This window comes from Faecalibacterium prausnitzii (assembly GCF_049532945.1).
GTDB lineage: Bacteria > Bacillota > Clostridia > Oscillospirales > Ruminococcaceae > Faecalibacterium > Faecalibacterium prausnitzii_N.
The window spans coordinates 706809-732365 of the sequence record NZ_CP186691.1 but is presented as its reverse complement, the minus strand read 5'-3'; the positions used below and the strand labels follow the sequence as shown (position 1 = coordinate 732365).

At 57.1% G+C, this 25557-nt stretch carries 16 protein-coding genes, 1 tRNA gene and 2 rRNA genes; 5 read left to right on the top strand and 14 right to left on the bottom strand.

Annotation, left to right across the window (positions count from 1 at the left end; all coding sequences use genetic code 11):
• Positions 1-57: 57 nt before the first annotated feature.
• Both ACNQFG_RS03660 and ACNQFG_RS03655 read right to left on the bottom strand, forming a co-directional pair.
• A 23S ribosomal RNA gene (locus ACNQFG_RS03660) occupies positions 58-2892 on the bottom strand.
• A gap of 267 nt (positions 2893-3159) precedes the next feature.
• A 16S ribosomal RNA gene (locus tag ACNQFG_RS03655) occupies positions 3160-4672 on the bottom strand.
• The 16S and 23S rRNA genes sit together here, the layout of an rRNA operon.
• A 582-nt stretch (positions 4673-5254) precedes the next feature.
• On the opposite strand from ACNQFG_RS03655, the gene ACNQFG_RS03650 reads away from it, so the two are divergent.
• Complete coding sequence (locus ACNQFG_RS03650) at positions 5255-6031, top strand: type III pantothenate kinase (RefSeq protein WP_423406042.1); 777 nt, start codon at positions 5255-5257, stop codon at positions 6029-6031.
• 57 nt (positions 6032-6088) lie between these two features.
• On the opposite strand, the gene ACNQFG_RS03645 is transcribed toward ACNQFG_RS03650, so the two are convergent.
• Positions 6089-7036, bottom strand: coding sequence for a helix-turn-helix domain-containing protein (locus ACNQFG_RS03645; RefSeq protein WP_423406041.1), 948 nt, complete (start codon positions 7034-7036; stop codon positions 6089-6091).
• 178 nt (positions 7037-7214) lie between these two features.
• On the opposite strand from ACNQFG_RS03645, the gene ACNQFG_RS03640 reads away from it, so the two are divergent.
• Positions 7215-8612: a S41 family peptidase gene (locus ACNQFG_RS03640; protein ID WP_423406040.1), complete on the top strand. Its 1398-nt coding sequence runs from the start codon at positions 7215-7217 to the stop codon at positions 8610-8612.
• Between the two features lie 189 nt (positions 8613-8801).
• Here ACNQFG_RS03640 and ACNQFG_RS03635 read toward each other — a convergent pair.
• Positions 8802-8875 (bottom strand) — tRNA-Arg (locus tag ACNQFG_RS03635).
• A gap of 255 nt (positions 8876-9130) precedes the next feature.
• On the opposite strand from ACNQFG_RS03635, the gene ACNQFG_RS03630 reads away from it, so the two are divergent.
• The gene (locus tag ACNQFG_RS03630) at positions 9131-10498 is read left to right on the top strand and encodes an MATE family efflux transporter (RefSeq protein ID WP_423406039.1); all 1368 of its coding nucleotides are present in this window, start codon (positions 9131-9133) and stop codon (positions 10496-10498) included.
• A gap of 61 nt (positions 10499-10559) precedes the next feature.
• Here ACNQFG_RS03630 and ACNQFG_RS03625 read toward each other — a convergent pair whose 3' ends face one another.
• From ACNQFG_RS03625 to ACNQFG_RS03605, 5 genes are all read right to left on the bottom strand, one after another.
• A complete protein-coding gene (locus ACNQFG_RS03625; RefSeq protein WP_423406038.1) occupies positions 10560-11588 on the bottom strand; it encodes an aldo/keto reductase in 1029 nt (342 codons plus the stop codon).
• Between the two features lie 123 nt (positions 11589-11711).
• Complete coding sequence (locus ACNQFG_RS03620) at positions 11712-12737, bottom strand: ATPase P (RefSeq protein ID WP_423406037.1); 1026 nt, start codon at positions 12735-12737, stop codon at positions 11712-11714.
• 157 nt (positions 12738-12894) lie between these two features.
• Positions 12895-14400, bottom strand: a complete 1506-nt coding sequence (locus ACNQFG_RS03615) for a carbon starvation protein A (RefSeq protein WP_423406544.1) — start codon at positions 14398-14400, stop codon at positions 12895-12897.
• Positions 14401-14837: 437 nt separating this feature from the next.
• On the bottom strand, positions 14838-16343 hold the full coding sequence (locus ACNQFG_RS03610; protein ID WP_423406036.1) for a carbon starvation protein A: 1506 nt from the start codon (positions 16341-16343) through the stop codon (positions 14838-14840).
• A 297-nt stretch (positions 16344-16640) separates the two neighbouring features.
• The gene (locus ACNQFG_RS03605) at positions 16641-17561 is read right to left on the bottom strand and encodes a LysR family transcriptional regulator (protein WP_423406035.1); all 921 of its coding nucleotides are present in this window, start codon (positions 17559-17561) and stop codon (positions 16641-16643) included.
• A 176-nt stretch (positions 17562-17737) separates the two neighbouring features.
• Between ACNQFG_RS03605 and ACNQFG_RS03600 the strand changes: the two genes are divergently transcribed.
• Together ACNQFG_RS03600 and ACNQFG_RS03595 are read left to right on the top strand one after the other, a co-directional pair.
• On the top strand, positions 17738-17944 hold the full coding sequence (locus tag ACNQFG_RS03600; RefSeq protein ID WP_423406034.1) for a hypothetical protein: 207 nt from the start codon (positions 17738-17740) through the stop codon (positions 17942-17944).
• Positions 17945-17954: 10 nt separating this feature from the next.
• The gene (locus ACNQFG_RS03595; protein ID WP_423406033.1) at positions 17955-18494 is read left to right on the top strand and encodes a histidine phosphatase family protein; all 540 of its coding nucleotides are present in this window, start codon (positions 17955-17957) and stop codon (positions 18492-18494) included.
• A 47-nt stretch (positions 18495-18541) separates the two neighbouring features.
• On the opposite strand, the gene ACNQFG_RS03590 is transcribed toward ACNQFG_RS03595, so the two are convergent.
• The 5 genes from ACNQFG_RS03590 to ACNQFG_RS03570 are packed head-to-tail and all read right to left on the bottom strand — an operon-like array spanning position 18542 to position 25483.
• A complete protein-coding gene (locus ACNQFG_RS03590; RefSeq protein WP_423406032.1) occupies positions 18542-19891 on the bottom strand; it encodes an MATE family efflux transporter in 1350 nt (449 codons plus the stop codon).
• 13 nt (positions 19892-19904) lie between these two features.
• On the bottom strand, positions 19905-20144 hold the full coding sequence (locus ACNQFG_RS03585) for a hypothetical protein (RefSeq protein ID WP_097791306.1): 240 nt from the start codon (positions 20142-20144) through the stop codon (positions 19905-19907).
• Entirely contained in the window at positions 20141-23473 is a 3333-nt protein-coding gene (locus tag ACNQFG_RS03580) for an ATP-binding protein (RefSeq protein WP_423406031.1), read from the bottom strand. The genes ACNQFG_RS03585 and ACNQFG_RS03580 overlap by 4 nt, the downstream gene beginning before the upstream one ends.
• On the bottom strand, positions 23470-24069 hold the full coding sequence (locus ACNQFG_RS03575) for a DUF4194 domain-containing protein (RefSeq protein ID WP_423406030.1): 600 nt from the start codon (positions 24067-24069) through the stop codon (positions 23470-23472). The genes ACNQFG_RS03580 and ACNQFG_RS03575 overlap by 4 nt, the downstream gene beginning before the upstream one ends.
• Positions 24053-25483, bottom strand: coding sequence for a Wadjet anti-phage system protein JetA family protein (locus ACNQFG_RS03570; RefSeq protein ID WP_423406029.1), 1431 nt, complete (start codon positions 25481-25483; stop codon positions 24053-24055). Before ACNQFG_RS03570 ends, ACNQFG_RS03575 begins: the two co-directional genes overlap by 17 nt.
• Positions 25484-25557: the final 74 nt, after the last annotated feature.

Here is a 25557-nt window from a genome sequence, read left to right as displayed (position 1 = left end):
AAACTGAATAATCACTGCTCACATTTTTTCGTTGACTCTCAGAGTCTCAAGCGAATTGTGGTCAAGCCCTCGACCTATTAGTACACGCTTGCTGAATGGATCGCTCCACTTACACATCGTGCCTATCAACCTTGTAGTCTTCAAGGGATCTTACCTAATCAAATCAGTGGGATATCTTATCTTTGGGTCGGCTTCACGCTTAGATGCTTTCAGCGTTTATCCGATCCGTACATAGTTGCCCAGCTATGCTCTTGGCAGAACAACTGGTGCGCCAGAGGTACGTCCGCTCCGGTCCTCTCGTACTAGGAACAGCTCCCATCAAATATCCTGCGCCCACGACAGATAGGGACCGAACTGTCTCACGACGTTCTGAACCCAGCTCGCGTACCGCTTTAATTGGCGAACAGCCAAACCCTTGGGACCGAATACAGCCCCAGGATGCGATGAGCCGACATCGAGGTGCCAAACCTCCCCGTCGATGTGGACTCTTGGGGGAGATCAGCCTGTTATCCCCAGGGTAACTTTTATCCGTTGAGCGATGGCATTTCCACTCACATACCACCGGATCACTAACTCCAACTTTCGTTACTGCTCGACCCGTCAGTCTCGCAGTTAGGCTCGCTTCTGCGTTTGCACTCTTTTGCTTGATTTCCGTTCAAGCTGAGCGAACCTTTGAACGCCTCCGTTACTTTTTAGGAGGCGACCGCCCCAGTCAAACTGCCCACCTAACAATGTCCCCCGCCTTGATTCAAAGGCGCAGGTTAGAATTCCAATATCGCAAGGATGGTATCCCAACGGCCACTCCACAAGCGCCAAAGCACCTGCTTCCCAGTGTCCCATCTATCCTGTGCATGCAACATCGAAACCCAATATTAGGCTACAGTAAAGCTCCATGGGGTCTTTCCGTCTTGTCGCGGGTAACCGGCATCTTCACCGGTACTACAATTTCGCCGGGCGGGCTGTTGAGACAGTGCCCAAATCATTACGCCTTTCATGCGGGTCAGAACTTACCTGACAAGGAATTTCGCTACCTTAGGACCGTTATAGTTACGGCCGCCGTTCACTGGGGCTTCGATTCAATGCTTGCACATCTCCTCTTAACCTTCCAGCACCGGGCAGGCGTCAGCTCGTATACGTCATCTTTCGATTTAGCACAAACCTGTGTTTTTGGTAAACAGTTGCTTGGGCCGATTCTCTGCGGCTGCATTGCTGCAGCACCCCTTCTCCCGAAGTTACGGGGTCAATTTGCCGAGTTCCTTAACAACCCTTCTCCCGTTGGCCTTAGAATCTTCTTCCTACCTACCTGTGTCGGTTTGCGGTACGGGCACCGCAGAAATACACACAGCTTTTCTCGCCATCTTCCATCCCGGACTTCGGTACTAATTTCCCTCGATCGCTACCGGAACCAACACCCGGCTCCGAGACTTCTTATGTGTCCCTGTGCTTAACTCTTTTGGTGGTGACGGAATCTCTACCGTCTGTGCATCGGCTACGCCGTTAGGCCTCACCTTAGCTCCCGACTGACCTGGAGCGGACGAACCTTCCTCCAGAAACCTGAGGCTTTCGGCCATGCAGATTCTCACTGCATTCGCGCTACTCATTCCGGCATTCTCACTTCTATACACTCCACAGCCGCTTGCGCTACTGTTTCACCGCGTATACAACGCTCCCCTACCCAATCCATTACTGGATTGCCTAAGCTTCGGTGTCAGGTTTAGCCCCGTTAAATTCTCCGCGCAAAGACGCTCGACCAGTGAGCTATTACGCACTCTTTGAATGAGTGGCTGCTTCTGAGCCAACATCCTGGTTGTCTACGTATCTTCACATCGTTTTCCACTTAACCTGACTTTGGGACCTTAGCTGTAGATCTGGGCTGTTTCCCTTTTGACAATGACATTTATCTGACACTGTCTGACTCCCAAGCATCAATACTCTGGCATTCTGAGTTTGATAAGCTTCGCTAACCTCTCGGCCGCTAGGCTATTCAGTGCTTTACCTCCAGGTATCTAACTTGAGGCTAGTCCTAAAACTATTTCGGGGAGAACCAGCTATCTCCGGGTTCGATTGGAATTTCTCCGCTACCCACAGTTCATCCGCCGCCTTTTCAACGGAGGTCGGTTCGGTCCTCCATGGAATTTTACTTCCACTTCAACCTGACCATGGGTAGGTCACCCGGTTTCGGGCCCATTATATGCAACTTAACGCCCTTTTCAAACTCGCTTTCGCTTCGGCTCCAGACCTTAAGTCCTTAACCTTGCTGCATACAATCGCTCGCCGGACCGTTCTACAAAAAGTACCCTATCACACATTGACGTGCTCTAGGTGCTTGTAGGCACAGGGTTTCAGGTTCTTTTTCACTCCCCTCCCGGGGTGCTTTTCACCTTTCCTTCACAGTACTATACGCTATCGGTCACTGGGTAGTATTTAGGGTTGGAGGGTGGTCCCCCCGTATTCCGACCAGGTTTCACGTGTCTGGCCGTACTCTGGAATTCGCTCAGCTCTTGTCATTTTCACCTACGTGGTTCTCACACTCTCTGACCGGCCTTCCCATGCCGTTCGGTTAACAACTTAAGTCCTAAATGCAGTCCGTACCCCGGAAGTCTTTCGACTCCCGGTTTGCCCTCGTCCGCGTTCGCTCGCCACTACTTACGGAATCTCGTTTGATGTCTCTTCCTCGCCCTACTTAGATGTTTCAGTTCAGGCGGTTCCCTCGATATACCTATTTTGAAGTTCAGTATAACGTACCTGAGTATGAACCCAGGTGAGTTTCCTCATTCAGAAATCTCCGGATCAATGCTTATTTGCAGCTCCCCGAAGCTTATCGCAGCTTATCACGTCTTTCATCGGCTCCCAGTGCCAAGGCATTCGCCCTGCGCCCTTGTTCGCTTGACCTTTCAAACGTTCTCTTGGAACATTTGGTATCCTCTTGATTCTCTTTTGCCAACGAAGATTATGTTACCCTTCCTTTTGAAATTGCAATATTTCTTAAAAAGAACTTACTATAATCTTTGTTTCGCAGTTATTATTCAGTTTTCAAGGTACGTCTTTGAGTGTCCTTTTCAGGGCCCTCAAAATCGAACAATATCTACTCTACTTGTCTCTGTCACCTGTTCCAGGAAGAAATCATCTTCGATGCTTCCTTCCTGCCTGACTCCTTAGAAAGGAGGTGATCCAGCCGCAGGTTCTCCTACGGCTACCTTGTTACGACTTCACCCCAATCACCAGTTTTACCTTCGGCGGCGTCCTCCTTGCGGTTAGACTACCGACTTCGGGTCCCCCCGGCTCTCATGGTGTGACGGGCGGTGTGTACAAGGCCCGGGAACGTATTCACCGTGGCATGCTGATCCACGATTACTAGCAATTCCGACTTCGTGCAGACGAGTTGCAGCCTGCAGTCCGAACTGGGACGTTGTTTCTGAGTTTTGCTCCACCTCGCGGTCTTGCTTCTCTTTGTTTAACGCCATTGTAGTACGTGTGTAGCCCAAGTCATAAAGGGCATGATGATTTGACGTCATCCCCACCTTCCTCCGTTTTGTCAACGGCAGTCTGGCCAGAGTCCTCTTGCGTAGTAACTGACCATAAGGGTTGCGCTCGTTGCGGGACTTAACCCAACATCTCACGACACGAGCTGACGACAACCATGCACCACCTGTCTCCTCTTGCTCCGAAGAGATTACATATTTCTATGTCTGTCAAGGGATGTCAAGACTTGGTAAGGTTCTTCGCGTTGCGTCGAATTAAACCACATACTCCACTGCTTGTGCGGGCCCCCGTCAATTCCTTTGAGTTTCAACCTTGCGGTCGTACTCCCCAGGTGGATTACTTATTGTGTTAACTGCGGCACTGAAGGGGTCAATCCTCCAACACCTAGTAATCATCGTTTACGGTGTGGACTACCAGGGTATCTAATCCTGTTTGCTACCCACACTTTCGAGCCTCAGCGTCAGTTGGTGCCCAGTAGGCCGCCTTCGCCACTGGTGTTCCTCCCGATATCTACGCATTCCACCGCTACACCGGGAATTCCGCCTACCTCTGCACTACTCAAGAAAAACAGTTTTGAAAGCAGTTTATGGGTTGAGCCCATAGATTTCACTTCCAACTTGTCTTCCCGCCTGCGCTCCCTTTACACCCAGTAATTCCGGACAACGCTTGTGACCTACGTTTTACCGCGGCTGCTGGCACGTAGTTAGCCGTCACTTCCTTGTTGGGTACCGTCATTATCTTCCCCAACAACAGGAGTTTACAATCCGAAGACCTTCTTCCTCCACGCGGCGTCGCTGCATCAGGGTTTCCCCCATTGTGCAATATTCCCCACTGCTGCCTCCCGTAGGAGTCTGGGCCGTGTCTCAGTCCCAATGTGGCCGTTCAACCTCTCAGTCCGGCTACCGATCGTTGCCTTGGTGGGCCATTACCTCACCAACTAGCTAATCGGACGCGAGGCCATCTCAAAGCGGATTGCTCCTTTTCCCCCTGCTCGATGCCGAGCCGTGGGCTTATGCGGTATTAGCAGTCGTTTCCAACTGTTGTCCCCCTCTTTGAGGCAGGTTCCTCACGCGTTACTCACCCGTTCGCCACTCGATCGAAGAAGCAAGCTCCTTCTCTCTCGTTCAACTTGCATGTGTTAGGCGCGCCGCCAGCGTTCGTCCTGAGCCAGGATCAAACTCTTTATAAATGATATTTATCACTTAAAAAGTGTTAAATCTTTTTCGCTCAGCACGCAATCGCTTGCGTCCTGTGTGAATTACTTTGTTTGGAATTGTTTACCGTGTTTTTCCAACACGAAAATAGGTTCCGTTACAAGTTTTTCGATATTGTTCAATTTTCAAGGTCCTGTAGCGCCTCAGCCTTGCGGCTGACGACCTGTTTATTTTACCACCGAAGTGGTTTTTTGTCAAGCACTTTTTTCGAAGCGTTTCGAACGTTTTGAACTTGGACCGCTTCAAGTTTCTCGGAACAAACCGGAACTTCTCGGCGTCTATTGGTTCTTTTCTTTCGCTTCTCAGCTGGGACTTCGGAAGTCATTCTTTTGCCTCAGCGCTTGGCGCTCAAGTATAATACCATACACCGGGGTGGATGTCAACACTTTTTTACAAGTTTTTTCAAAAAACTTCAAATTGCTACGTCTGGACAGAAAATTAAACCCCTCCGGGACGGCCACGGCCGTCCCGGCTCCCCTTTTCCAAGGGGAGCTTGCAGTTTTGCAGGCACTGTTATATTATATAATTACATTATAGAGGCAGAGGAGGCCCCGACCATGATCCTGACGGTCAACATCGGCAACACACACATCACCATCGCCGGATACGAACACGACGCCCTGCAATTCAGCGGGCGTCTGCACTCCGACGCAGCAGCGACTATTGACGAATATGCCATGGATCTGCTGAATCTGCTCTCTCTGTACCGCGTCCAGACCGAGCGCATCGAGGGAGGCATTCTGGGCAGTGTCGTGCCCGCGCTGACGGGCCGCGTCCTGGCGGCGCTGCGGATGCTCTGCTCCGCCCGCTTCCTGACCGTTGGTCCGGGCCTGAAAAGCGGCATCAAGCTTCGGCTGGACAACCCCGCCCAGCTGGGCGCCGAGCTTTTGTGTGGCGCCGTTGCCGCGCTGGCCGAGACGCCCGGCCCGCTGGCCGTCATCTCCGCCGACACAGCCATCTCCATCATGGCCGTGAACGAGAAGCAGGAGCTTGTGGGCGGCATCATCCTGCCCGGCCCGCAGCTGTCGCAGGTAGCGCTGGTCCAGAAGACCGCCCAGCTGCCGCAGATCGACCTTGCCGCAAAGGCTCCTGCATCCATTCTGGGCAAGAGCACCTCTTCCTGCCTGCAGAACGGCTTTGTACTGGGCACCGCCAGCCTGCTGGACGGTCTGGCTGAGCGCTTCCGCGCCGAACTCGGCCCGGAGCTCAAATTCTACGCCACCGGCAATCTGCCCCGCACCATCCGCGAAGCCTGCCACACGAACATTCTATACCGGGAGACCCTCATCACAGACGGGCTGTACCGCATCTGGATGAAAAACAAAAAAGGCTAAAGCATGACCCCGGCAAAGTTCCATCAAAGCTTTGCCGGAGTCCTCTTCTGTTATTCTCTATTGGAACTCAATGTTCAGATATTTCTTTGCTTCGGCTTTGGTGATCTCGATATCTTCTTTTCGTCCGATCAGTTTGCAAAGATAGTAGGCCTGATGATACGCTTCGGTGCTCTCCTCCGTTTTTCCCAGATGATAGCAGCATTCCGCATAAACTTCGAGGCAGCCGGGCAGTGTTTGATAATGCCCATATTTGATGCACGAGTCGCGCCCTTCTTTCGCAATTTCTGCACCTTCTGCATAGCGGCAGCTCAAGTCCAGAACACGGGCATAGTTATATAAGATCAAAATAGAAAGCCCGCCGGATGTAATGATCTCCTGATGGTGTTGACGCGTGTAGCGGAGCAATTGTTCGAACAGATTCGCAGCCTGTTCATTGTTTTCAAAGTTCGAATACACATTGGCGATCTGGATAATCGTTTTCAGTTCATCAAAGGAATACAGCCACTGCTCGATTCCTTTCAAGTCAAACTCCGGGATCGTCAAGTGGATCGCATCCATCAAAAGCTGGATCTGCTCATCCAATCCATATCGCTTATCCAGTGCGCCCAGCACTGCTTTTGACCGCAGGATGAATTGCTGTGTCGGCCGGTCATCAGCATCCACTATATTTTTCAAACGTTCGATCTGTTCAAACCCATGTTGAACATCACGGGTCACATTGCATCCGACGATCTCTTTCTTCAATGCTTCGATCTCCAGCTCATGCTTGGACGAAAGCGCATAATAACGGGTATCCGGAAGGCCCAGCCGTTGGAGCAGGGCATTCATGATGCTGCGGCTGGGCATCTGCTTTCCATTTTCGATTCGGGACAGGCTCACCGGATCACAAATGCCATCACACAAGCGCTCCTGTGTCAGCTTCAGTTCTTTCCGCCGCTGCTTGATAATCGAACCGATAAAAATGTTTTGCATAGAGAGACCCGCTTTCCCATCCAAATCCGGCATCTGACATTATTTTCAACTTACGCAGGATGCTATGGTGCTCCTTCGGATTCGGTGCTATGATACGTTCATTAAGAGGTTTTACAGCCATTATAAGCATTCCCGCCGCAAAAATCAACGGGCGGCCATTTGCTCCTGCACAACGTAAAAACAGCACAATACTTGAAAAGAGGTTCCTGCGATGAAATCCCGAATCCTATCGTTTCTCTGCTGCCTGGTGGTTCTGGTAAGCACCTGCGGCTGTACCAAGGTCACACAGCTTGTAAAAGACAATCAACCAACCAAAGCGGAACTGCTCGCAGAAATCAACGAAGAGCATCAGCGTTGGGAAGCGGCTCCTGCCGCCGACCCGACACCCTATCTGCGACATTACGATGACCCCGCCGATGCACAGAAATATTTTGATTACATCACCGATACCTACAGCGAATACGATGCCGAAAAAGAACTGACCGTAGATGAAGCGAAAGCAGATGTGAATTACCTCTTCGACGCGCTCTACTATGATTATGCTCTCTACGATTATTTTGGCGGACACGCTGTATTCGATCAGGCAAAGGCTGATACTCTGCAGGAAGTCCAAAGCAGGGACAGCCTGACCTGCGAAGATTTGCAGAAGATTCTGGTAAGTCATCTTACCTTTATCAAGGACGGTCACTTCAACATCAATCAGGACTATCCGTCGGAAAAAGACATTCCGTTTTTCTTCCGTCAGGTGATGTTCGTAAAAACGGATTCGGGCTATCAGAATGCCAATGGAAAAGTCGTTGCATCCGTGGACGATCATCCCGATCTGGATGAACTGTTCAAGCGTTCAATCTCTGAGCAGGGGTATCTGGTGTATTATCCTGTTCTGCTGAAGCCTGCCCCATTTGATGGGACGGAGTGGGAAAAGCACACCTGTGATGAAACGCTGACGGTGCACTATACAGACGGCAGTACCGACACACTGACAGCAGACGCATGGAGACAGTATTATAAAGAGCTTCCCAAAGACCAGAATACCGATCTTCGCCAGACAGATGGAATCCCGGTATTCCAGTTCAACAGCTTTGATGGCTCTTTCCTGCAGGAGGTCAATGCTGCGGCGGCACAAATGAGTGATGCTGCGATCTCCATGCTGGATCTGCGCTCCAATGTCGGCGGATATGAAGAAGTAGCTCATCAGTGGATCACCCGATACAGCCGCCAGCGTATACAGGGCAATGGAGTCCGCTATGACGTTGTTAATCCGGTATCCGTAGCGATAGCTCATCGGTGGCAAACGCACGACAACATTCTGATTCTTTTAAGCGGAAAATGCTCTGCCTCTTCTGCAGAAATCACAATGGACCTTGCCTATAATCTGGAAAACAGCCTGATCATCGGAGAAAACACAAATGGATGTATGATCGGAAATGGTGGGCATGTGGAACTGCCGAACAGCAAATGCTCGGTTATAATGACATCCGTATGTGTCTATCTGCTGCCGGAGGGTGCAGATTATTTTGAAGAAATGCGTGGCCTTTCTCCGGATATCTGGGTCCCGGCCAAAGAAGCCGAGACGCTGGCGGCAAAACTGATGGAGAATTTGAAATGAAATTCGAATCCTCCCGGCCGCAAATGAACACCAGTCCTCTTGTTAGACGTTCCTATGGGTCCAGGAACCGCGCACTAAGCAACAGCCCACTGGGCTGATTGCTTACCCTGCTGCGCAGGGCCGTGCTGTTCGAATCCTCCCGGCCGCAAATAAAAATCCCCAGTACACGAAAGTGTACTGGGGATTTTATGCGACCGGGAGGATTCGAACCTCTGGCCTTCCGGGTCGGAGCCGAACGCTCTATCCAGCTGAGCTACGATCGCACATCTTCTGAATGGATTCAGTATAAGGTAGTATAGCACAGCCGGACAGAAATTGCAAATAGAAATCTTCGCCATTGTCGGCCCAATTTCTGCATCCGAAGCATCCTTCTGAAAAATCATCGGGCGGCGCGTAAAAAATTCACCTCTGCTTTTTGGGTTTTCCATCTTGCAAAAGCGCCGCTGGGCCTTATAATAGAGCTTGTGCCCCGGTGTGCGCGGGCACAGTTTCGGATCAGGAAAAGGAATCATCAAGTTATGAAATCAAATACCAAAACACTGACCGAAGGCCCTCTGGCCAAACAGATCTTTCTGGTCAGTCTGCCGCTGGCGCTTTCCAACCTGCTGCAGGTGCTGTTCAACATGTCGGACGTGGCCGTGGTAGGCCGGTTTGCAGGCTCTACAGCGCTGGGCGCGGTGGGTTCCACCAGCATCCTCGTCAGCCTGTTCACCGGCTTCCTGATCGGCCTGAGCGGCGGCATCAACGTGCTGGTGGCCCGCTTCTATGGGGCCAGGCACACCGATGACGTCCGCCGCACCGTTCACTCGGCGCTGGTGGTCAGCCTGATCGCGGGTGTGGTGCTGCTGTTCGTCGGCCTGCTGGGTTCCCCCTTCATGCTGCGGCTGCTGAACACCAAGGACGACCTGCTGCCCGGTGCCATCCTGTACCTGCGGGTGTACTTCCTTGGTATGCCCGCTCTGGCCTTGTACAACTTCGGCAACGCTGTGTTCAGCGCCATCGGCGACACCAAAAAGCCGCTGTACTTCCTGAGCATCGCGGGTGTGCTGAACATCCTGCTCAACCTCTTCTTCGTCATCGTCTGCAAGCTGGATGTCGTGGGCGTGGCGCTGGCCAGTGCCATTTCGCAATGCGTTTCCGCCGCGCTCATCCTCCACGCGCTGACTCAGGTGCAGGACTGCTACGCCCTGCATTTCCGGGAAGCCCGGCTCGACCCGGCCATGACCCGAAGCATTCTGGCGCTGGGCCTGCCTGCCGGTTTCCAGAATGCCATTTTCGCCATTGCAAACCTGTTCATTCAGGCAGGGGTCAACTCCTTCGACTCTCTCATGGTCAAGGGCAACAGCGCCGCCGCCAATGCCGATGCCATGATCTACGACTGCATGGCCGCATTCTATATGGCCTGTGCAAGCTTTATGAGCCAGAACTACGGCGCTGGCAAGCCAGACCGCGTAAAGAAGAGTTATTTCATCAGTCTGGCCTACTCCTTTGGTGTGGGCCTGATCCTGGGCGGAAGCCTGTTCCTCTTTGGCCGCACCTTCCTTGCCCTGTTCACCACCGAGAGCGCCGTCATTGATGCCGGCATGAAGCGCGTGGGCGTGATGGGCTTTGCCTACTGCATCTCCGCCTTTATGGATTGCACCATCGCCGCTTCCCGCGGACTTGGCAAGACTGTGGTGCCCACCGTCATCGTCATCCTGGGCTCCTGCGTCTTCCGCGTCATCTGGGTGTACACCATCTTTGCCCACTTCCACACCATCCCCTCGCTTTATCTGCTCTATCCCTGCTCCTGGATGCTGACCGCTCTGGCGGAGATCGTCTACTTCATCCACTGCTATAAGCAGGCCATGAAAATTTTCCGGGAGCCGGTCCCTGCGTCGCTGTAAAGCGTTCAGACATAAGAAAAGGCAGATGCCGTTCGATGCGGCATCTGCCTTTTTTGTTTCATTACACCTTTACTTCTCCCGCCAGCACCCGCTTATAGTCCTCATAGTTGCGGGCCAGCAGGGCGGGGGTATCCAGACCATATGGGCACCTGGCCTTGCACCGGTTGCAGTGCAGGCAGCCCTCGATCTTTTTCATCTTGGCCTGACCTGCGGGGCTGAGATGCTCTGCCGAGGGCGAACGCCGCAGCAGCAGGCTCATGCGGGCGCAGTTGTTGATCTCGATGCCTGCCGGGCAGGGCATACAATAGCCGCAGCCGCGGCAGAACTCGCCGCACAGTTCAGCGCGGTCCTTCTCGATGACGGCCTGCAGTTCATCGTTCATCCGGGGCGGGTTGTCGATATAGGAGAGGAACTCGTCCAGTTCCCTTTCACGCTGCACGCCCCAGATGGGCAGAACTCCATCGAACTGCGCCTCAAAGGCATAGGCTGCGGCACTGTTGGTGATCAGTCCACCGGACAGGCCCTTCATGGCGATAAAGCCCATCTTTTTCTCCTTGCAAAGTTCCACAAGTTCCAGTTCCTGCGGGCCGGAGATATAGCTGAACGGGAACTGCAGCGTCTCGTACAAACCGCTGTCAATGGCCTCGTGGGCCACCTTCAGGCGGTGGTTGGTGATGCCGATATGCCGGATCATGCCCTTGGCCTTCGCTTCCAGCGCGGCATCGTACAGGCCGGAGGCGTCTCCGGGCCGGGGGCAGAAGGCCGGGTTGTGGAACTGGTAGATGTCGATGTAGTCGGTGCGCAGGTTTTTCAGGGAGGTACGCAGATCCTTCCAGAAATCCTCTGCGGTTTCCGCCGCCGTCTTGGTGGCAATGTAGACATCGCTGCGGATGCCGTCAAAGGCTTCGCCCAGCTTCACCTCGCTGTCGGTGTAGGCGCGGGCGGTATCAAAAAAGCGGATGCCTGCCTTGTAAGCCTTGCGGGCCAGATAGACGGCATCTTCCTGCGAGATGCGCTGGATGGGCAGTGCGCCGAAGCCATTTTTGTTCACCGTGATGCCGGTGCTGCCAAGGGTGACCATATCCTTCATATCAAGACCTCCTCGTGTTTTCAAACCTGCTCTCTGTCCTCATTATAAACCGACCTTCTGCGCCGTGCAAGAAGTTTGGCACAACAAAAGCTCCCCGGAAACGAGGAGCTTTCGTTGGTTCTCTTATGCGTATTGGTGGTTCAGGAACATCGCTTTGATGACCACCACCTCGTCGTATTCCTCCTGTTCCACCTGCACGTCTGCATTCAGGGACTTCAGGCGGGCCTTGACAGCCTCCAGCGCCTCCGGCACGGTGACGGCGCGGCCCTCTTCAATGGCATCGGCCATCTGCTTGAGCACGATGGGATGTGCGTAATGGCTGGGCACCGGGAAGGCACCGTTCGGGTAGTGCTTCACGTATTCTGCCATAGCAGCTTCGGCCTTCTCGGCCCGGTCTGCCCGCTTCATGATGGCGCTGTGGTTGTTGTGGGCAGTGGGCAGCATGTTGTAGCTGGAGAACAGGAAGATGGCTGCAAAGCCAAACAGTGCAAAGTAGATGCCGTAATTGCCCACATGGTTCGTGATGGCATAGAGGCCGTAGGCTGCGGCCACAAGGCCGAACAGGAAGATGGCCAATGCCACATAGCGGTACACCGGCTTGCTTTGCAGCTGGGCGCGCTTGCGGCGCTCGGCTGCACTCAGCTCATCGGCGATTTCCGGCTTTGCTTCCAGATATTCCTTTGCCCTGCGCAGCACCGTCAGGCTGTGCTCGGCGTCTTTCGTCAGCTCCGGCAGCTTGCGGGAGGCCTTTTCGGCTTCCTTCTTCTGCAGCATCTGTTCACCGGCTGCGCTGAGCAGATGGATCTGCGGCTGCTCTTTGGCCAGCACCTCCAGCAGCTTGTCCACATCCCGCTCGTCCTTGAAGTTGCACTGCTTCTGCTTGCCGCCATCGTACTCCACCACAAGGTAGGCCATGGAGGCAAACATGCCCTTGCCGGTAAAGCCGCCGGAGCTCATAGCCACCCGCTTGAACACGCGGCTGATGCTGCCATAGGGCAGATAATAGCGGCGATCGATGTAAAAGCTGTTGAGGTACAGCGCCTTTTTGCCAACGCCGCAGGGGCCGATCTTTTTGCAGGCTTTTTTGTCTGCTTCCAGCTCGGCAGCGCCGAGTTTTGCCATACCCAGCTGTGCAGGTTTGAACAGCATAGTGTATCCCTCTTTTGCGTTTTGTTTGTACCCATTGTCCCACTGTCTTTCGCAAAATGCAAGAGTCTTTTCCACTCTTAGCCAAAAGCAAGACCGGCCGCTGGTGTGGGCAGCGGCCGGTCTTGAGATCACAGGGGGTTATGCCGCCTTGAATGGGTTATGCGGCTTTCTTCTCCGTGTGCTTCTTGGTAGCGTGGATAAACAGGGCCAGCATTGCAACGGCGAAGATGATACCCACAGGGTATGCGACCGCCGTATTGTAGATGGTGGCGCCTTCTGCGGTCTTGCTGTTCAGCAGGCCGCCCAGGCACTCGGGAGCCAGCACGAAGTAGGTGCAGGACACAGCGCTCATGAAGGTAGCGGGCACAGCGGTGATCCAGTAGTTCTTCTTCTCCTTGAACAGGTACATGGATGCAGCCCACAGAACGATCATGGCCAGCGTCTGGTTGGTCCAGCTGAAGTAGCGCCAGATCACGGTGTAGTTGATGAAGCCCAGTGCGTTGCCGATGCCCAGGAAAGCGCCAACGCCCAGAACCGGAATGCAGAGCTTCAGGCGGTTTGCGTAGCTGTCCTGATCGATCTTGAGCCAGTCGGCCAGAGTCAGACGAGCGGAACGGAACGCGGTATCGCCGGAGGTGATGGGGCAGATGACAACGCCGATCATTGCCAGAGCAATGCCAACGCCGCCCATGGTCTTTGCACACACGTCGTAGATGGCAGCAGACTGACCAGCAGCCAGAGCAGCGGCCAGACCGGTGTTCAGGCCGCCGGTCACCTCGTACAGGCTGCAGCCGGCAGCGGCCCAGATCAGAGCGATGACGCCCTCGCAGACCATTGCGCCGTAGAACACGAAGTGGCCCTGCTTCTCACTCTTCATGCAGCGAGCCATCAGAGGCGACTGGGTGGAGTGGAAGCCGGAGATAGCGCCGCAGGCAACGGTGATGAACATGAAGCTCCAAATGGGAGTGCCCGACGGATGCATGTTGCCGAAGTTTGCCCAGATCTCGGGGATGGTGTAGGCGGGGTTGGTAAAGATGCCGAAGATAACGCCCACAGCCATGATGATCAGGCAGATGCCGAACACGGGGTAGATCTTACCGATGATGGCATCAATGGAAATAAAGGTTGCGATGAAGTAGTACACCAGAATGATGATCAGCCAGAACAGGGTGGTGGTCAGCAGACCGGACATGCCGCTGTTCTTGCACAGGGTAACGATCAGGCCTGCGGGGCCCACTGCGAACACGGTACCAACCATGATCAGCAGCACAACAGAGAACACACGCATGATGTTCTGCATGACAGGTCCGAGGTATCTGCCGGTGACCTCAGCGATGGATGCGCCATCGTTGCGCTCGCTCATCATACCGGAGAAGTAGTCATGCACACCACCTGCAAAGATGGTGCCGAAGGTGATCCACAGGAACACCACGGGACCCCACAGAGCACCCTGCAGTGCACCAAAGATGGGGCCCAGACCTGCAATGTTCAGCAGCTGGACGAGGAACAGCTTCCACTGGGGCATCACAACGTAGTCAACGCCGTCGTTGATGCGCACAGCAGGCGTTTCGCGGTCGTCCGGTCCGAACGTGTTGTCAACGATCTTGCCATAGACAAAGTAGCCGATGATCAAGAGCGCCAGACAGAGTAAGAAACTAATCATACCAGAAACCTCCTTTTTCAGATCCACGCCCACGGCCCCATTCTGCCGTGCGTGGTCCATGTCTGGCTTCATGTTAACACTTTTTTCATAACTCGAATAATATCTTTCCTGCATAGCCCTCATATCAAAAAGTATATGGTGGGGTTTCAGGCGTTTCTTTTGGCAAAGATTTTTAGCGTTTCCTCGGCAAATTTTCTTTTCCGAAAACGTTCTCTGTGCGATTTTGACCGACGAAAGTTGCAGCTTCCAAACTTTCCGCCTGTTTTTTGTGCAGTTTGACCACGCCTGCAATTTTTGCGCGATTTTCAGTGCTTTTTTCGTGTTATTCAGCCGAGTTTCTCCCGTTGCAAACGAAGACCGGCCGTCCGGGAATTTCCCGGCGGCCGGTCTTCTGTGAATGGGCAAATATTAGAAGAGGAACTCAGGATCGCATCGGATCATGCAGCTTTCCTGACGCCAGCCTTTTTGGTGGCGTGGATAAACAGGGCCAGCATTGCAGCGGCGAAGAGGATACCAACAGGGTATGCGACCGCCGTATTGTAGATGGTGGCACCCTCCGCGGTCTTGCTGTTCAGCAGGCCGCCCAGGCACTCCGGAGCCAGCACGAAGTAGGTGCAGGACACAGCACTCATGAACGTTGCAGGCACAGCGGTGATCCAGTAGTTCTTCTTTTCCTTGAAGAGGTACATGGAAGCGGCCCACAGAACGATCATAGCCAGCGTCTGGTTGGTCCAGCTGAAGTAGCGCCAGATCACGGTGTAGTTGATGAAGCCCAGTGCGTTGCCGATGCCCAGGAAAGCACCAACGCCCAGCACAGGAACACAGAGCTTCAGGCGGTTTGCGTAGCTGTCCTGATCGATCTTGAACCAGTCGGCCAGAGTCAGACGAGCGGAACGGAACGCGGTATCGCCGGAGGTGATGGGGCAGATGACAACGCCGATCATTGCCAGAGCAATGCCAACGCCGCCCATGGTCTTGGAGCAGACATCATAAATAGCCTTGGACTGGCCCATGGCCAGTGCTTCGGCCAGACCGGTGTTCAGGCCGCCGGTCACCTCGTACAGGCTACAGCCAGCAGCGGCCCAGATCAGAGCGATGACGCCCTCGCAGACCATTGCGCCGTAGAACACGAAGTGGCCCTGCTTCTCACTCTTCATGCAGCGTGCCATCAGAGGCGACTGGGTGGAGTGGAAGCCGGAGATCGCACCGCAGGCCACCGTGATGAACATGAAGCTCCAGATGGGAGTGCCCGACGGATGCATGCTGCCAAAGTGATCCCAGATCTCCGGGATGGTGTAGGCGGGATTGGTGAAGATGCCGAAGATGACACCGATGGCCATGATGATCAGGCAGATGCCAAAGATGGGGTAGATCTTGCCAATGACGGCATCAATGGAGATAAAGGTTGCAATAAAGTAGTACACCAGAATAATGATGAGCCAGAACAGCAGCGAGGTGAGCACGCCGGAAGCGCCGCTCTGACTGCACAGCTCCACGATCAGGCCTGCGGGACCCACCGCGAACACAGTACCCACCATGATGAGCAGCACCACCGAGAACACGCGCATGACGTTCTGCATCACAGGGCCTAAGTACTTGCCGGTGATCTCGGCGATGGAAGCGCCGTCGTTGCGCTCGCTCATCATGCCGGAGAAGTAGTCGTGCACGCCGCCTGCAAAGATGGTGCCGAAGGTGATCCACAGGAACACCACAGGCCCCCACAATGCGCCCTGCATGGCACCAAAGATGGGGCCAAGGCCGGCGATGTTCAGCAGCTGAACGAGGAACAGCTTCCACTGGGGCATCACAACGTAGTCCACACCGTCATTGATGCGCACAGCAGGCGTTTCGCGGTCGTCCGGGCCGAAGGTGTTGTCCACGATCTTACCATAGACAAAGTAGCCCACGATCAGGATCGCCAGACAGAGTAAGAAACTGATCATACCAGAAACCTCCTTTTTTCGGTGCTGTCCGCGGCCCCATTCCGCCGCCGGGCAGCTCCCGATCTCTGGCCTCATGGTAACATATTTTTCATCATCTGCACAATATTTTTCCAGCATAGGGGTATATCGCATCCGATATACCCGCTAAGGATTTTTACCATTGTCCGGTCTGTTTTTTGTCGAAAAACCAGCAAAAAAGAAACGAAACCGAATTTTCGGTTTCGTTTCTTTGCCACATTTCTCTATTTTTGTCGATTCCGGAACCAAAACTTTAGCCGCTTCTTTGCCGGCGGCTGCTCATTTCACAGTCTGGGCCGCCTGTTTGTGGAGCAGATCGACAAATGCCTGCTCCTCTGCCCGCAGGCCTCCCTTGTCCGGATAGACCAGAACATCCTTCATGCGCTGGCGCTGGGCCGGGCATTTCCTGAGCACCAGATGATACTGCTCCAGCGCCCGCCGGGGCATGGGCGACGCCCACATATACGCGGACGGGAGCCGCTGCAAGATCGAAAACTGGCTGCACCGCTCATACACATGGATGCGCCGGGCTTGGTTCACATGCCAGCGCACACCGTCGCCGCCCTCCTCGCCGGGCAGCTGAAAGTCGTCGTGCAGGATCTCCATATACTGGTTCAGTTCGGTCAGGTCGCGCACCTCGTGCCGGGCCAGCGGGCCTTCGCGGTTGGTCAGCAGCCGGTATTCAAACTCCATCACCGGCTCCATCTTCAGCCCCCGCCGGGCGCAGTAGTGGGTGTAGTGCTCATCGTCCTCCTCCGCGTAGCGCAGCAGGGCCAGATGATAGCCCCGCCGCAGCACGAAATCCAGCGCCTCCATCGAGCCGCCCTCCCGGATGTGGATGTGCACCCGCTCCAGATGCACCGCCTGTTCCAGATAATCCACCGTCGCGTAGGAAGCGTAGGTAGCGTGGGGCAGCACCACCCGCAGCTCCGCGCAGCGCTCCTGCTCTTCCTCAACGCTCCGGCTCAGGCGGTCCACCTCGTCCAGCACCCGCTCTGCCTGCCGGATAAAATGCCGTCCCTGTTCGGTGGGGATCATGCCGGTGGACGAGCGCTCAAAGATGCGGATGCCATATTCCTCTTCCAGGTTCTTGAGCGCCTTGCTCACATTGGGCTGGGCCGCATACAGCTGCTTTGCCGCCGCGCTCACGGAGCCCCACTGCATGATGGCGACCAGATAGCGCAATTCTGTAATGTTCAAGCTCTTCTCTCCTTTTGGCGTCGTGTGGAACCATTTTGTCCTATTGTATCAGCCCCGGCGCCGGGCTGTCAAGTTGACGGCAGCGCATCGGGGCTTTATAATAAGAATGCCACGTTCTCCCCTGCCGGGAGAATCATCTGTAAAACGAGAACACTGTATTTTTCGAGGAAGATCGTATGACATACCGCGTTCTGCGCATTGAAGAGCAGATGTATGGCTGCGAGGAGCTGCCGGAAGGGCAGCCCGTCTGCTGCGATGTCTTATTGGAGGACGAGACCGGTGAACGCCGGGTCATCGCCTACCCGGACGCTGAGCTCACCCGCCTTGGCATCGACGAGGGCGACACCGTCCGGCTCGACCACCATACCCTCATCAAACTCTGAAGGAGCCTCTATGCACAACTTATATTTCACCCGCCACGGAGAGACCGTCTGGAACGTTGAAAACAAGATCTGCGGCATGACCGACAGCCCGCTGACCGCCCGCGGCCGGGCGCAGGCCGCTGCGCTGGGGGCCCATGTCCGGGACAGCGGGGTGCACATCGATGAGATCCTGTACTCTCCCCTGTCCCGCGCCGCCGACACCGCCATGGCCATTGCCGAGGCCACCGGCCTGCCCGCCCGGTGTGAGCCGCGCCTGCGGGAGCAGTGCTTTGGCAAATACGAGGGCACGCCCCGCAACGGCGGCGAGTTCCGCGTTTCCAAGACCCACTTCGCCGACCGCTACGACGGCGGCGAGAGCATGATGCAGCTGGCCCAGCGCATCTATAACCTGCTGGACGAGCTGAAGGCCGACACCGGCAAGACCTATCTTCTGGTAGCCCATAACGGCATCGCCCGGGTGGTGCAGTCCTATTTCTACGATATGACCAACGAGGAGTATGCCGCCTTCGGCATCCGGAACTGCGAGTTCGTCGAGTATACATTTGAATGACAACGAAAGCCGCCGGTGGCCCCGGCGGCTTTCGTTGTCCTAGCGCGTCACACATGACGGTACTGGAATTTCTGATCTTTGGTCACGAACATATACACGCTCACCCCCAGCGCGGCAAGCTCGGCGGCGGTGACGGCCAGCCAGATGCCATCCATCCCCATGAGCGCCGGCAGTGCGAAGACCGCCGCCACCTGAAACGCCAGCGTGCGCAAAAAAGAGATCAGTGCGCTGGTCACGCCGTCGCCCAGCGCCGTGAAGAAGGAGGATGCATACACGTTGAAGCCCATGATGAGGAAGCTCAGCGCATACAGCCGGAAGGCCCGGCTGGTCAGGGCCAGCAGCTCCGCGTCGTAGCCCACGAAAATGCGCGCCACATGCGGGATGAGGAACATCGAACCAATGGTCATGACGACGGCCACCACGCCGATGAGGCGGAAGCTCATGGAATAAAGGTTGTGGACCTCCCGGTGATTGCGGGCACCGTAGTGGAAACTGACGATGGGTGCACTGCCCACGGCATAGCCCACGAACACCGCCACGAACAGGAAGGCCGCGTACATGATGACACCGTAGGCGGCCACGCCGTTCTCACCGGCCAGACGCAGCAGCTGGTAGTTGTACAGGATATTGACCAGCGACATGGAAAGGTTGGTCATCAGCTCGGAAGAGCCGTTGATGCAGGCATCCCGCAGAACGCGGCCATGGAACTTCGTCCGGCTCAGATGCAGGCGGCTGGTGTTGTTCCGGTCCAGGAAATAGAACACCGGCAGCAGGCCGCCGACGATCTGGCTGAGGAAGGTCGCGACCGCGGCACCCTCGACGCCCCAGCGGAGCACCCCCACCAGCACAACGTCCAGCACCATGTTGGTGCAGCCCGCGCCCACGGTGAACCAGAAGCCGAGGTGCGGCTTTTCGGCGGTGACGAAAAAGCTCTGGAACATATTTTGCAAGATAAAGGTCGGCAGGCTGACCAGCAGGATGCGGCCATACCGCAGCGCATAGTCCAGCATCTCTCCCTTTGCGCCCAGCAGCTCCGCCACCGGCTCAATGATGACCAGACCAACGGCGCTGAACACAATGCCCGCCGCAAGGGCCGAACTGAGGAAGAGGCTGAAAAGTTCGTCCGCCTTTTTTCCATCGCCCTCGCCCAGCGTGATGCCCACGATGGCGCTGCCGCCGGTGCCCAGCATAAAGCCGATGGTGCCCAGCAGCATAGGCAGCGGCATGATGAGGTTGACCGCCGCAAAGGCCGTCTTGCCCACAAAGTTGGAGACACACAGGCCGTCCACGATGCCGTAGATGGAGGTGAACAACATGGTACCGATGCAGGGCAGTACGAACCGGATCAGCCGGGAACAGGTAAAGTGATCGGACAATTGGATGGGGTGCTTTGGCATGAGATCTCCTTTTTCACATCATCCCGCCGGGGCGCCAGCCGGTGCAGTAGCGGGCATAATCGCGGTCGGCCTGCTTGACGTAGAGGACGAGTTCTTCCTTGCCCTCTTTGTTTTTCATCGTGCGGACCTTGGTGGGCAGGCTCTGGCGCTGGAGCAGCTCCAGTTCGTCGTTCAGCTCGTCCTCGTTGTCAAAGGTGTCGAGCTTGGTCCAGTGGGTGGCAAACAGCCAGAATTTTGCAAGGGTATCGCTCATGGTTCAGTCTCCTTCTCCGGCGCGGGCTGCGGGGCCGTCAGCCGGTAAAACGGCGCTATTGCGTTGGTGTCGCCGTGGCGGACGATGGAGTAGGTGATGTCGCAGTAGGGCTGGATGGCGGTACTCTTTTCCACGGTGGAGATGAGCAGCACCTGCAGCTGCAGGCGGCGGAACAGCTCCATCATGGGGCGGATGCGGTCGCTGGTCATCTTGCTGAAGGCTTCGTCCAGCAGCACAAGACGGATGCTGTTCTCGCTCTTCTCATAAATTTGCAGCAGAGACGCGCAGATGGCCACATAGAAGGGGGCCTGATTCTCGCCGCCGGAGGAGTCGCGGCTGACGCGGGACAGGTATGCCTGCTGGCCGGTGACGCGGTTCGTCACTTTGATGTCATAGTCCAGATAGGTGCGGTAGTCCACATAGTCCGAGAGAGTCACGCCGCCGGTGCGGCCCTCCTGCCGGGCGCGGGTGTTCTCGTCCACATCCGCCATGATTTTTTCCATCAGCTCGTCCACCTGACGCTCATAAGCAGGGTCGGCGGTGGCGGCAAGGTTGTCCAGCGAGTCGCCCTCGGTCATCTGCTGGTTGCCCTTGTCCACGATGACCTGATAGAAGGCCGCCAGCTGCGGGTCGCGGCTGGGCTCCAGCTCAAAGCGGTAGACCTCCTCGCCGTAGGTCAGCTGTTCCATCACCTTGTTCAGCTCCCGGAACTGCCGCCGGGCGTTGAAGATATCGTCCTTCATGCGGAACAGGATATCTTTGCGGAAGCGGTCCTTGCAGTCCCGCTGGGCCTGCTCCAGACGGGCGGCGTAGCGTTCCAGATCGATGCGCACAAGGCTCTCGTGCTGGGCGCGGTACTGGTCCAGCCCTGCAAGGCCCAGCGGATAATCGCACACATAGTGCTCGTTGTAGGCTTTCTGGGCCGGTTCCAGCGTGGCGGTGAGGTAGCTTTGCAGGGTGTCGTCCAGCTTGGTCTGCGCTTTTTCGGCCGTCTGGGCAGCGGCGCGGGCTGTGCGGCCCCCGGTCATGAGGCCCTTTTTGCGCTCCTGCGCCAGCGGCTCCAGCAGCGGGTATTTTTCAAAGAAGGTTTGGGCCGCCCCGGCGCTCTGCTGCGCTGCGGCCACGGCCCGGCCCTGCTCTGCTTCGCAGGAGGCGATCTGCTTTTGGCACACGCGGATGTCGCCGCCCGCCTGCTCCACCGCCTTGCGGGCCGCTTCCCAGGCAGCTTCGCGGGTCTCCTCTTCCCGATACAGCTCCTGCAGCAGCGGGTTCTCGCGGCAGTCGGCCAGCTTCTGGGCCTGTGCCGCATAGTCGGCCTTGGCGGCAGCAAGGGCGTCCCGGCCTTCCCACAGGCCGGCCAGCGTTTCCAGTGCGCGGCCGCGCAGGATGTTCTGGTACTGGTCGTAGGCCGTTTTCAGCGACCGTTCGGCCTGCACGGCCTCGCGGCGGCGTTCACCGAGGGCCGTCAGCTCCTCTTCCAGCGTACCGGCGCGGGCGCGGCGTGCGTCCAGACCGATATACCGCTGGGGAGTGCGCAGCCGTTCCAGCCGGAAGGGATGGTGGCGCAGAAGGTCGCGGGTGGCGCTGTCGGGATGCTGTTCCAGCGTATCGGGGGTGTCGCAGCAGACGATGCGGCCCAGAATGGTCTGGGCATACTGTGCAGCCAGCGGGTTTTCGCTGCTCACCTGCGCGGCAAGGCTGTCCGGGCCGTACTTGTCGGCGCGGCGGTTGGCCTTGCGGATGCCCGGGGTGTCCAGCAGGCTGATGGGGCCTACCTTGTCCTTCAGAGCCACAAAGGCGCTCTTGGCGGCTTCGTAGTGGGCGGGCGGCACAAGGATGTCAAAGCGGCGGTCGCCAAGGCAGGCTTCCACGCAGTCCTGCCAGCTTTCGTCCTCCACGTTCAACAGTTCACAGAAAATTTTCGCATCCGGCTGCATGCCCCGGCTCTTGAGTTCCGCATTCACGGCATCCCGCACCCGGGTGGCGGCATCGCCGTGGGGGTAGACCCACTTGCCGCCCGAAACCGCGTCCAGCTCAGCGCGCTTTTCTTCCTGCGCGCGGGCCAGGTCGGCGGCGTTCTGCCGCGCGGCAAAATACTGCTCTTCCAGCGGCTTTTCGAGCCGGTCCAGCGCTTCGGTCAGCGCGGGCAGCTGTTCCGCGGTCAGAGCGACCGGCCAGAGCGCTTTTTCGACCCCGAAGCCGCTGCGGGCCAGCACCGTCAGCAGGTTCGTGACGGCATCCGCCGTCTGTTCCAGCGCCGCCATCTTCCGGGCGGCGGCATCCAGTGCGGTCTTCCTGCGGGCCAGTTCCTCGGTCATGGCGTCCAGCGCACGGCCCTCGCCGCTGGCCGAAGCTGCTCCATGGGCGGCCAGATAGGCCCGGCGGGCTTCGGCCTCGGCGTTCTTGGCCGCTTCATAGGCGGCGTTCCGCTCGGCCAGCTGGCGGCGTCCGGCGTCGAGATGCCCCTGCCAGACGGCGTCTTCTCCGGCGTCGGCCTCGGCGCGGGCCAGCAGCGCCGCGCCCCGGTTGACCAGGGCGTCCGTCTCTCTGGATGCGGCTTCCCGGCCGTATTCCACGATCTCTTCCAGCGCGTTGGCGCGGGTCTGTGCTTCGGCCAGCACGGCGTGCAGATTTTCCAGTTCCAGCCGGTCGCCCTGCAAAGCGTCCAGATCCAGCTCCGGCTGGGGCAGGATGTACTGGTACAAAAACTCCCGGAAGTTGGGGATCTCGTCCATGCTGGTGCCCATCTGGAACACCTCGTTGAACTTTTTGCCCAAGGGGCTGGAGGCGCGCCCGATGCCCAGCGCACGGCAGATGCGGTCCCGCGCTTCGCTGGGGCTGCGGGTGTAGGAGAGACGGCCCGTTGCGGGCTTGAAGTCCTCCTTTGCGCTGGGTGCACCGGTCTTGGGGTCGATGAAGGGCAGCTGTTCCAGCGTGCAGCCGTCCTCCGAAAGATACCATGTCTGATCGCCGGGGTGCAGCTCCTGCATGGGGCCTTCGGACTCCACCCGCACCGCGATGACGAAGGGGGTGCGCTTGACGCTGTCCCAGAACTCCGCCCCGATGTAGGCCACGGTATGGCCCGGGCGGCGGTAGGCGTTCTCGCCGCGCTGCTTTGCGTGCACCGAACCCTGCAGGGTGCGGCCGCTCTTTTTATTGCCCAGCGCATTGAAATTGCGGTTGGTGGTCAGGCAGTAGCGGATGGCGTCCAGAATGGTGGTCTTGCCCACGGCGTTCACGCCGATCATATAGGTGAGCCGTGCGCAGTCGAAGGTGACGTTTTCAAAGTTGTGCCAGTTGATAAGCTTCAGCCGTTTGAGTTTGATCATTCTTCACCCTCCCCTGCTTCTTCCGGTCGTTCATAAAGGCCAAGCTCTGTGCGGGTGCGGGCAGATTCTGCCGCTGCATCCGCAAGGTCGGCATCCGGCAGAGCCAGCAGCACGGTGGGAAATACTTCAATGCGGCTGTCCAGCCCGGAAAGCCGCCCCACAGGCCGCGCCAGATTGTACCGGCGCAGGGTGCGCATGAGGTTTTCCAGCGTTTTCTGGTCCAGACGGCGGGGCAGATTCATCTTCTGCAGTTCGGTCTGCACCTCTTCCACCGTCACCAGCACCTCGTCGGCATTGGCCGCAAGGCTCTCGCGCTTTTGCAGGTACAAAAGCCGCAATACCAAAAGCAGGATGCTCTCGTATTTCAGCAGCCGGGCCTGACTGCCCTCGTGGCCGTTGACCAAAGCCGCCGCCTGCAGGGGTGCCGGGTACAGCAATACAGAATAGCCCAGCGGGGCGAACACAGCGCGGACCTCGTCCAGATGGTCCTGCACATAAAGATATTTTGCCCGCTGATCCTCCACGCCGCCCAGCACGAAGCAGTGGTTCAGCAGGTAGTTCGCGGTTTCTTCCAGCAGTTTATTCGTTTCGGCCATGGGGTTCCTCCTTGCGGGGCATCAGGATAAATTCTTCGAACCGGAAGCCGCCCCGCTCGACCCACTTCCCGGTCCGTTCGATGTCATAATCCCGGTGCGGCGACTGCGAGTAGGTGTGCAGGCCGATGATGCGGGCAAAATCGTTCGGGTATTCGTCTGCCAGCAGTGCCGCGTTCACCTGCGGGCGGGCGGCAAGGGCCTGCCGGGCCAGCAGGGCCACATTCTCCTCGGTAACGGCCATCCGGGCGTACTCCAACAGGAGCTGCTGCTCCTTTTGCAGCTGTTCCGGGTCCAGCGTTCCGGTCTCCACCGGCCTGAGCGGCACCTCGCTGCGGGGCGCGGCGGGCGGGTAGAGCGGCTTTTCGCCGAAGACCTGCACCGGGTAAAGGTGCAGATGCTTTGCCACCGGGCCGTCGTCCGGCTCAAACAGCTGCTCCGGAGTGCGGATGTCCTCGGCGTAGCGGCGCAGCAGGGCGGTGACGCTGCCCTGCGAAGAACGGTCGCTCAGCAGCAGGAACTGTGCCCGCTGCACAGCCCGCTTGCGGTAGCGGATGTGGCTTGCATCGATCTCGCGCATGAGCAGGCTCATCTCTTCCAGCGCGTCCCGCTGCTTCTGGATGAGGGCCCGCACCGCCGGGGCGGCCTCGTTCGGCGCGCAGCGCTCCACCCGGGCATAATCAAAGGCCAGCTGCGGCAGGTAGTTCTCCTCGCAGTCGTCCAGCTCCTCTTCCAGATAGGCGCGGTAGTTGAACAGGTTGTCGCTGGTCTTGAAGCGGTGGTAGGCCGCCGCCACCACCTTTTCCTCGTACTGGTCGAACAGTTCCAGCACCTCCTGCGGGGTGCGGTTGCGGGTGAGCCGGTCGATATAGTGGCCGATGGAGGCATTGAGCGCCCGGAGGGAGCGGTTCAGCGCGTCAAGGTCTGCGTCCACCTCCCGCAGAACGTTCTCATAGGGGCTTTTTTCCTGCCCGATGCTGCCCAGCAGCTGCCATGCCTTGTACAGCTTTCCGGTATAGGTAACTACGCGGGGGTTCAGGATCTCTTCCAGCGCTTCCAGCAGCGGCGTTACCTCCGGCACAAAGGCAAGGGACGCTTCTCCCTCGTAGCTGCCGGGCTGCTCTTCCAGCCAGCCGGTGCGGCGCAGCCGCAGCAGAAAGCCCACGGCCAGCGTGTGAGGGTCGCGGGTGGGCTGCTCTTCTTCATCGCCCGCACCGTCGGCATCCAGCGCAAGGGGCTTTGCCAGTGCGGCAAAGTAATCCTCGGCACGCCAGACGGCCTCCGCACGGGAAATGCTGTAATCCGCCGTGTGGCGGCACTCCTCCCAGAGCAGAAGCAGCAATTCCGCATAAAAAGCCCGGTTCGGCCCCGCCAGCGGGCGGAACAGCCGCGGGGACACCAGTTCAAACAGCTGCATCAAAAGATCCTTTCTTTCGCAAATTTCCGCCTCTATTGTACCACAAAAAACAGGCCCTCTCAACCGGTGGCCGA

Bases quoted from the DNA above. Each gene is read 5' to 3' on its own strand.
- ACNQFG_RS03650 (WP_423406042.1), top strand. From the start codon at position 5,255: ATGATCCTGACGGTCAACATCGGCAACACACACATCACCATCGCCGGA.
- ACNQFG_RS03645 (WP_423406041.1), bottom strand. From the start codon at position 7,036: ATGCCGGATTTGGATGGGAAAGCGGGTCTCTCTATGCAAAACATTTTT.
- ACNQFG_RS03640 (WP_423406040.1), top strand. From the start codon at position 7,215: ATGAAATCCCGAATCCTATCGTTTCTCTGCTGCCTGGTGGTTCTGGTA.
- ACNQFG_RS03630 (WP_423406039.1), top strand. From the start codon at position 9,131: ATGAAATCAAATACCAAAACACTGACCGAAGGCCCTCTGGCCAAACAG.
- ACNQFG_RS03625 (WP_423406038.1), bottom strand. From the start codon at position 11,588: ATGAAGGATATGGTCACCCTTGGCAGCACCGGCATCACGGTGAACAAA.
- ACNQFG_RS03620 (WP_423406037.1), bottom strand. From the start codon at position 12,737: ATGCTGTTCAAACCTGCACAGCTGGGTATGGCAAAACTCGGCGCTGCC.
- ACNQFG_RS03615 (WP_423406544.1), bottom strand. From the start codon at position 14,400: ATGATTAGTTTCTTACTCTGTCTGGCGCTCTTGATCATCGGCTACTTT.
- ACNQFG_RS03610 (WP_423406036.1), bottom strand. From the start codon at position 16,343: ATGATCAGTTTCTTACTCTGTCTGGCGATCCTGATCGTGGGCTACTTT.
- ACNQFG_RS03600 (WP_423406034.1), top strand. From the start codon at position 17,738: ATGACATACCGCGTTCTGCGCATTGAAGAGCAGATGTATGGCTGCGAG.
- ACNQFG_RS03595 (WP_423406033.1), top strand. From the start codon at position 17,955: ATGCACAACTTATATTTCACCCGCCACGGAGAGACCGTCTGGAACGTT.
- ACNQFG_RS03590 (WP_423406032.1), bottom strand. From the start codon at position 19,891: ATGCCAAAGCACCCCATCCAATTGTCCGATCACTTTACCTGTTCCCGG.
- ACNQFG_RS03585 (WP_097791306.1), bottom strand. From the start codon at position 20,144: ATGAGCGATACCCTTGCAAAATTCTGGCTGTTTGCCACCCACTGGACC.
- ACNQFG_RS03580 (WP_423406031.1), bottom strand. From the start codon at position 23,473: ATGATCAAACTCAAACGGCTGAAGCTTATCAACTGGCACAACTTTGAA.
- ACNQFG_RS03575 (WP_423406030.1), bottom strand. From the start codon at position 24,069: ATGGCCGAAACGAATAAACTGCTGGAAGAAACCGCGAACTACCTGCTG.
- ACNQFG_RS03570 (WP_423406029.1), bottom strand. From the start codon at position 25,483: ATGCAGCTGTTTGAACTGGTGTCCCCGCGGCTGTTCCGCCCGCTGGCG.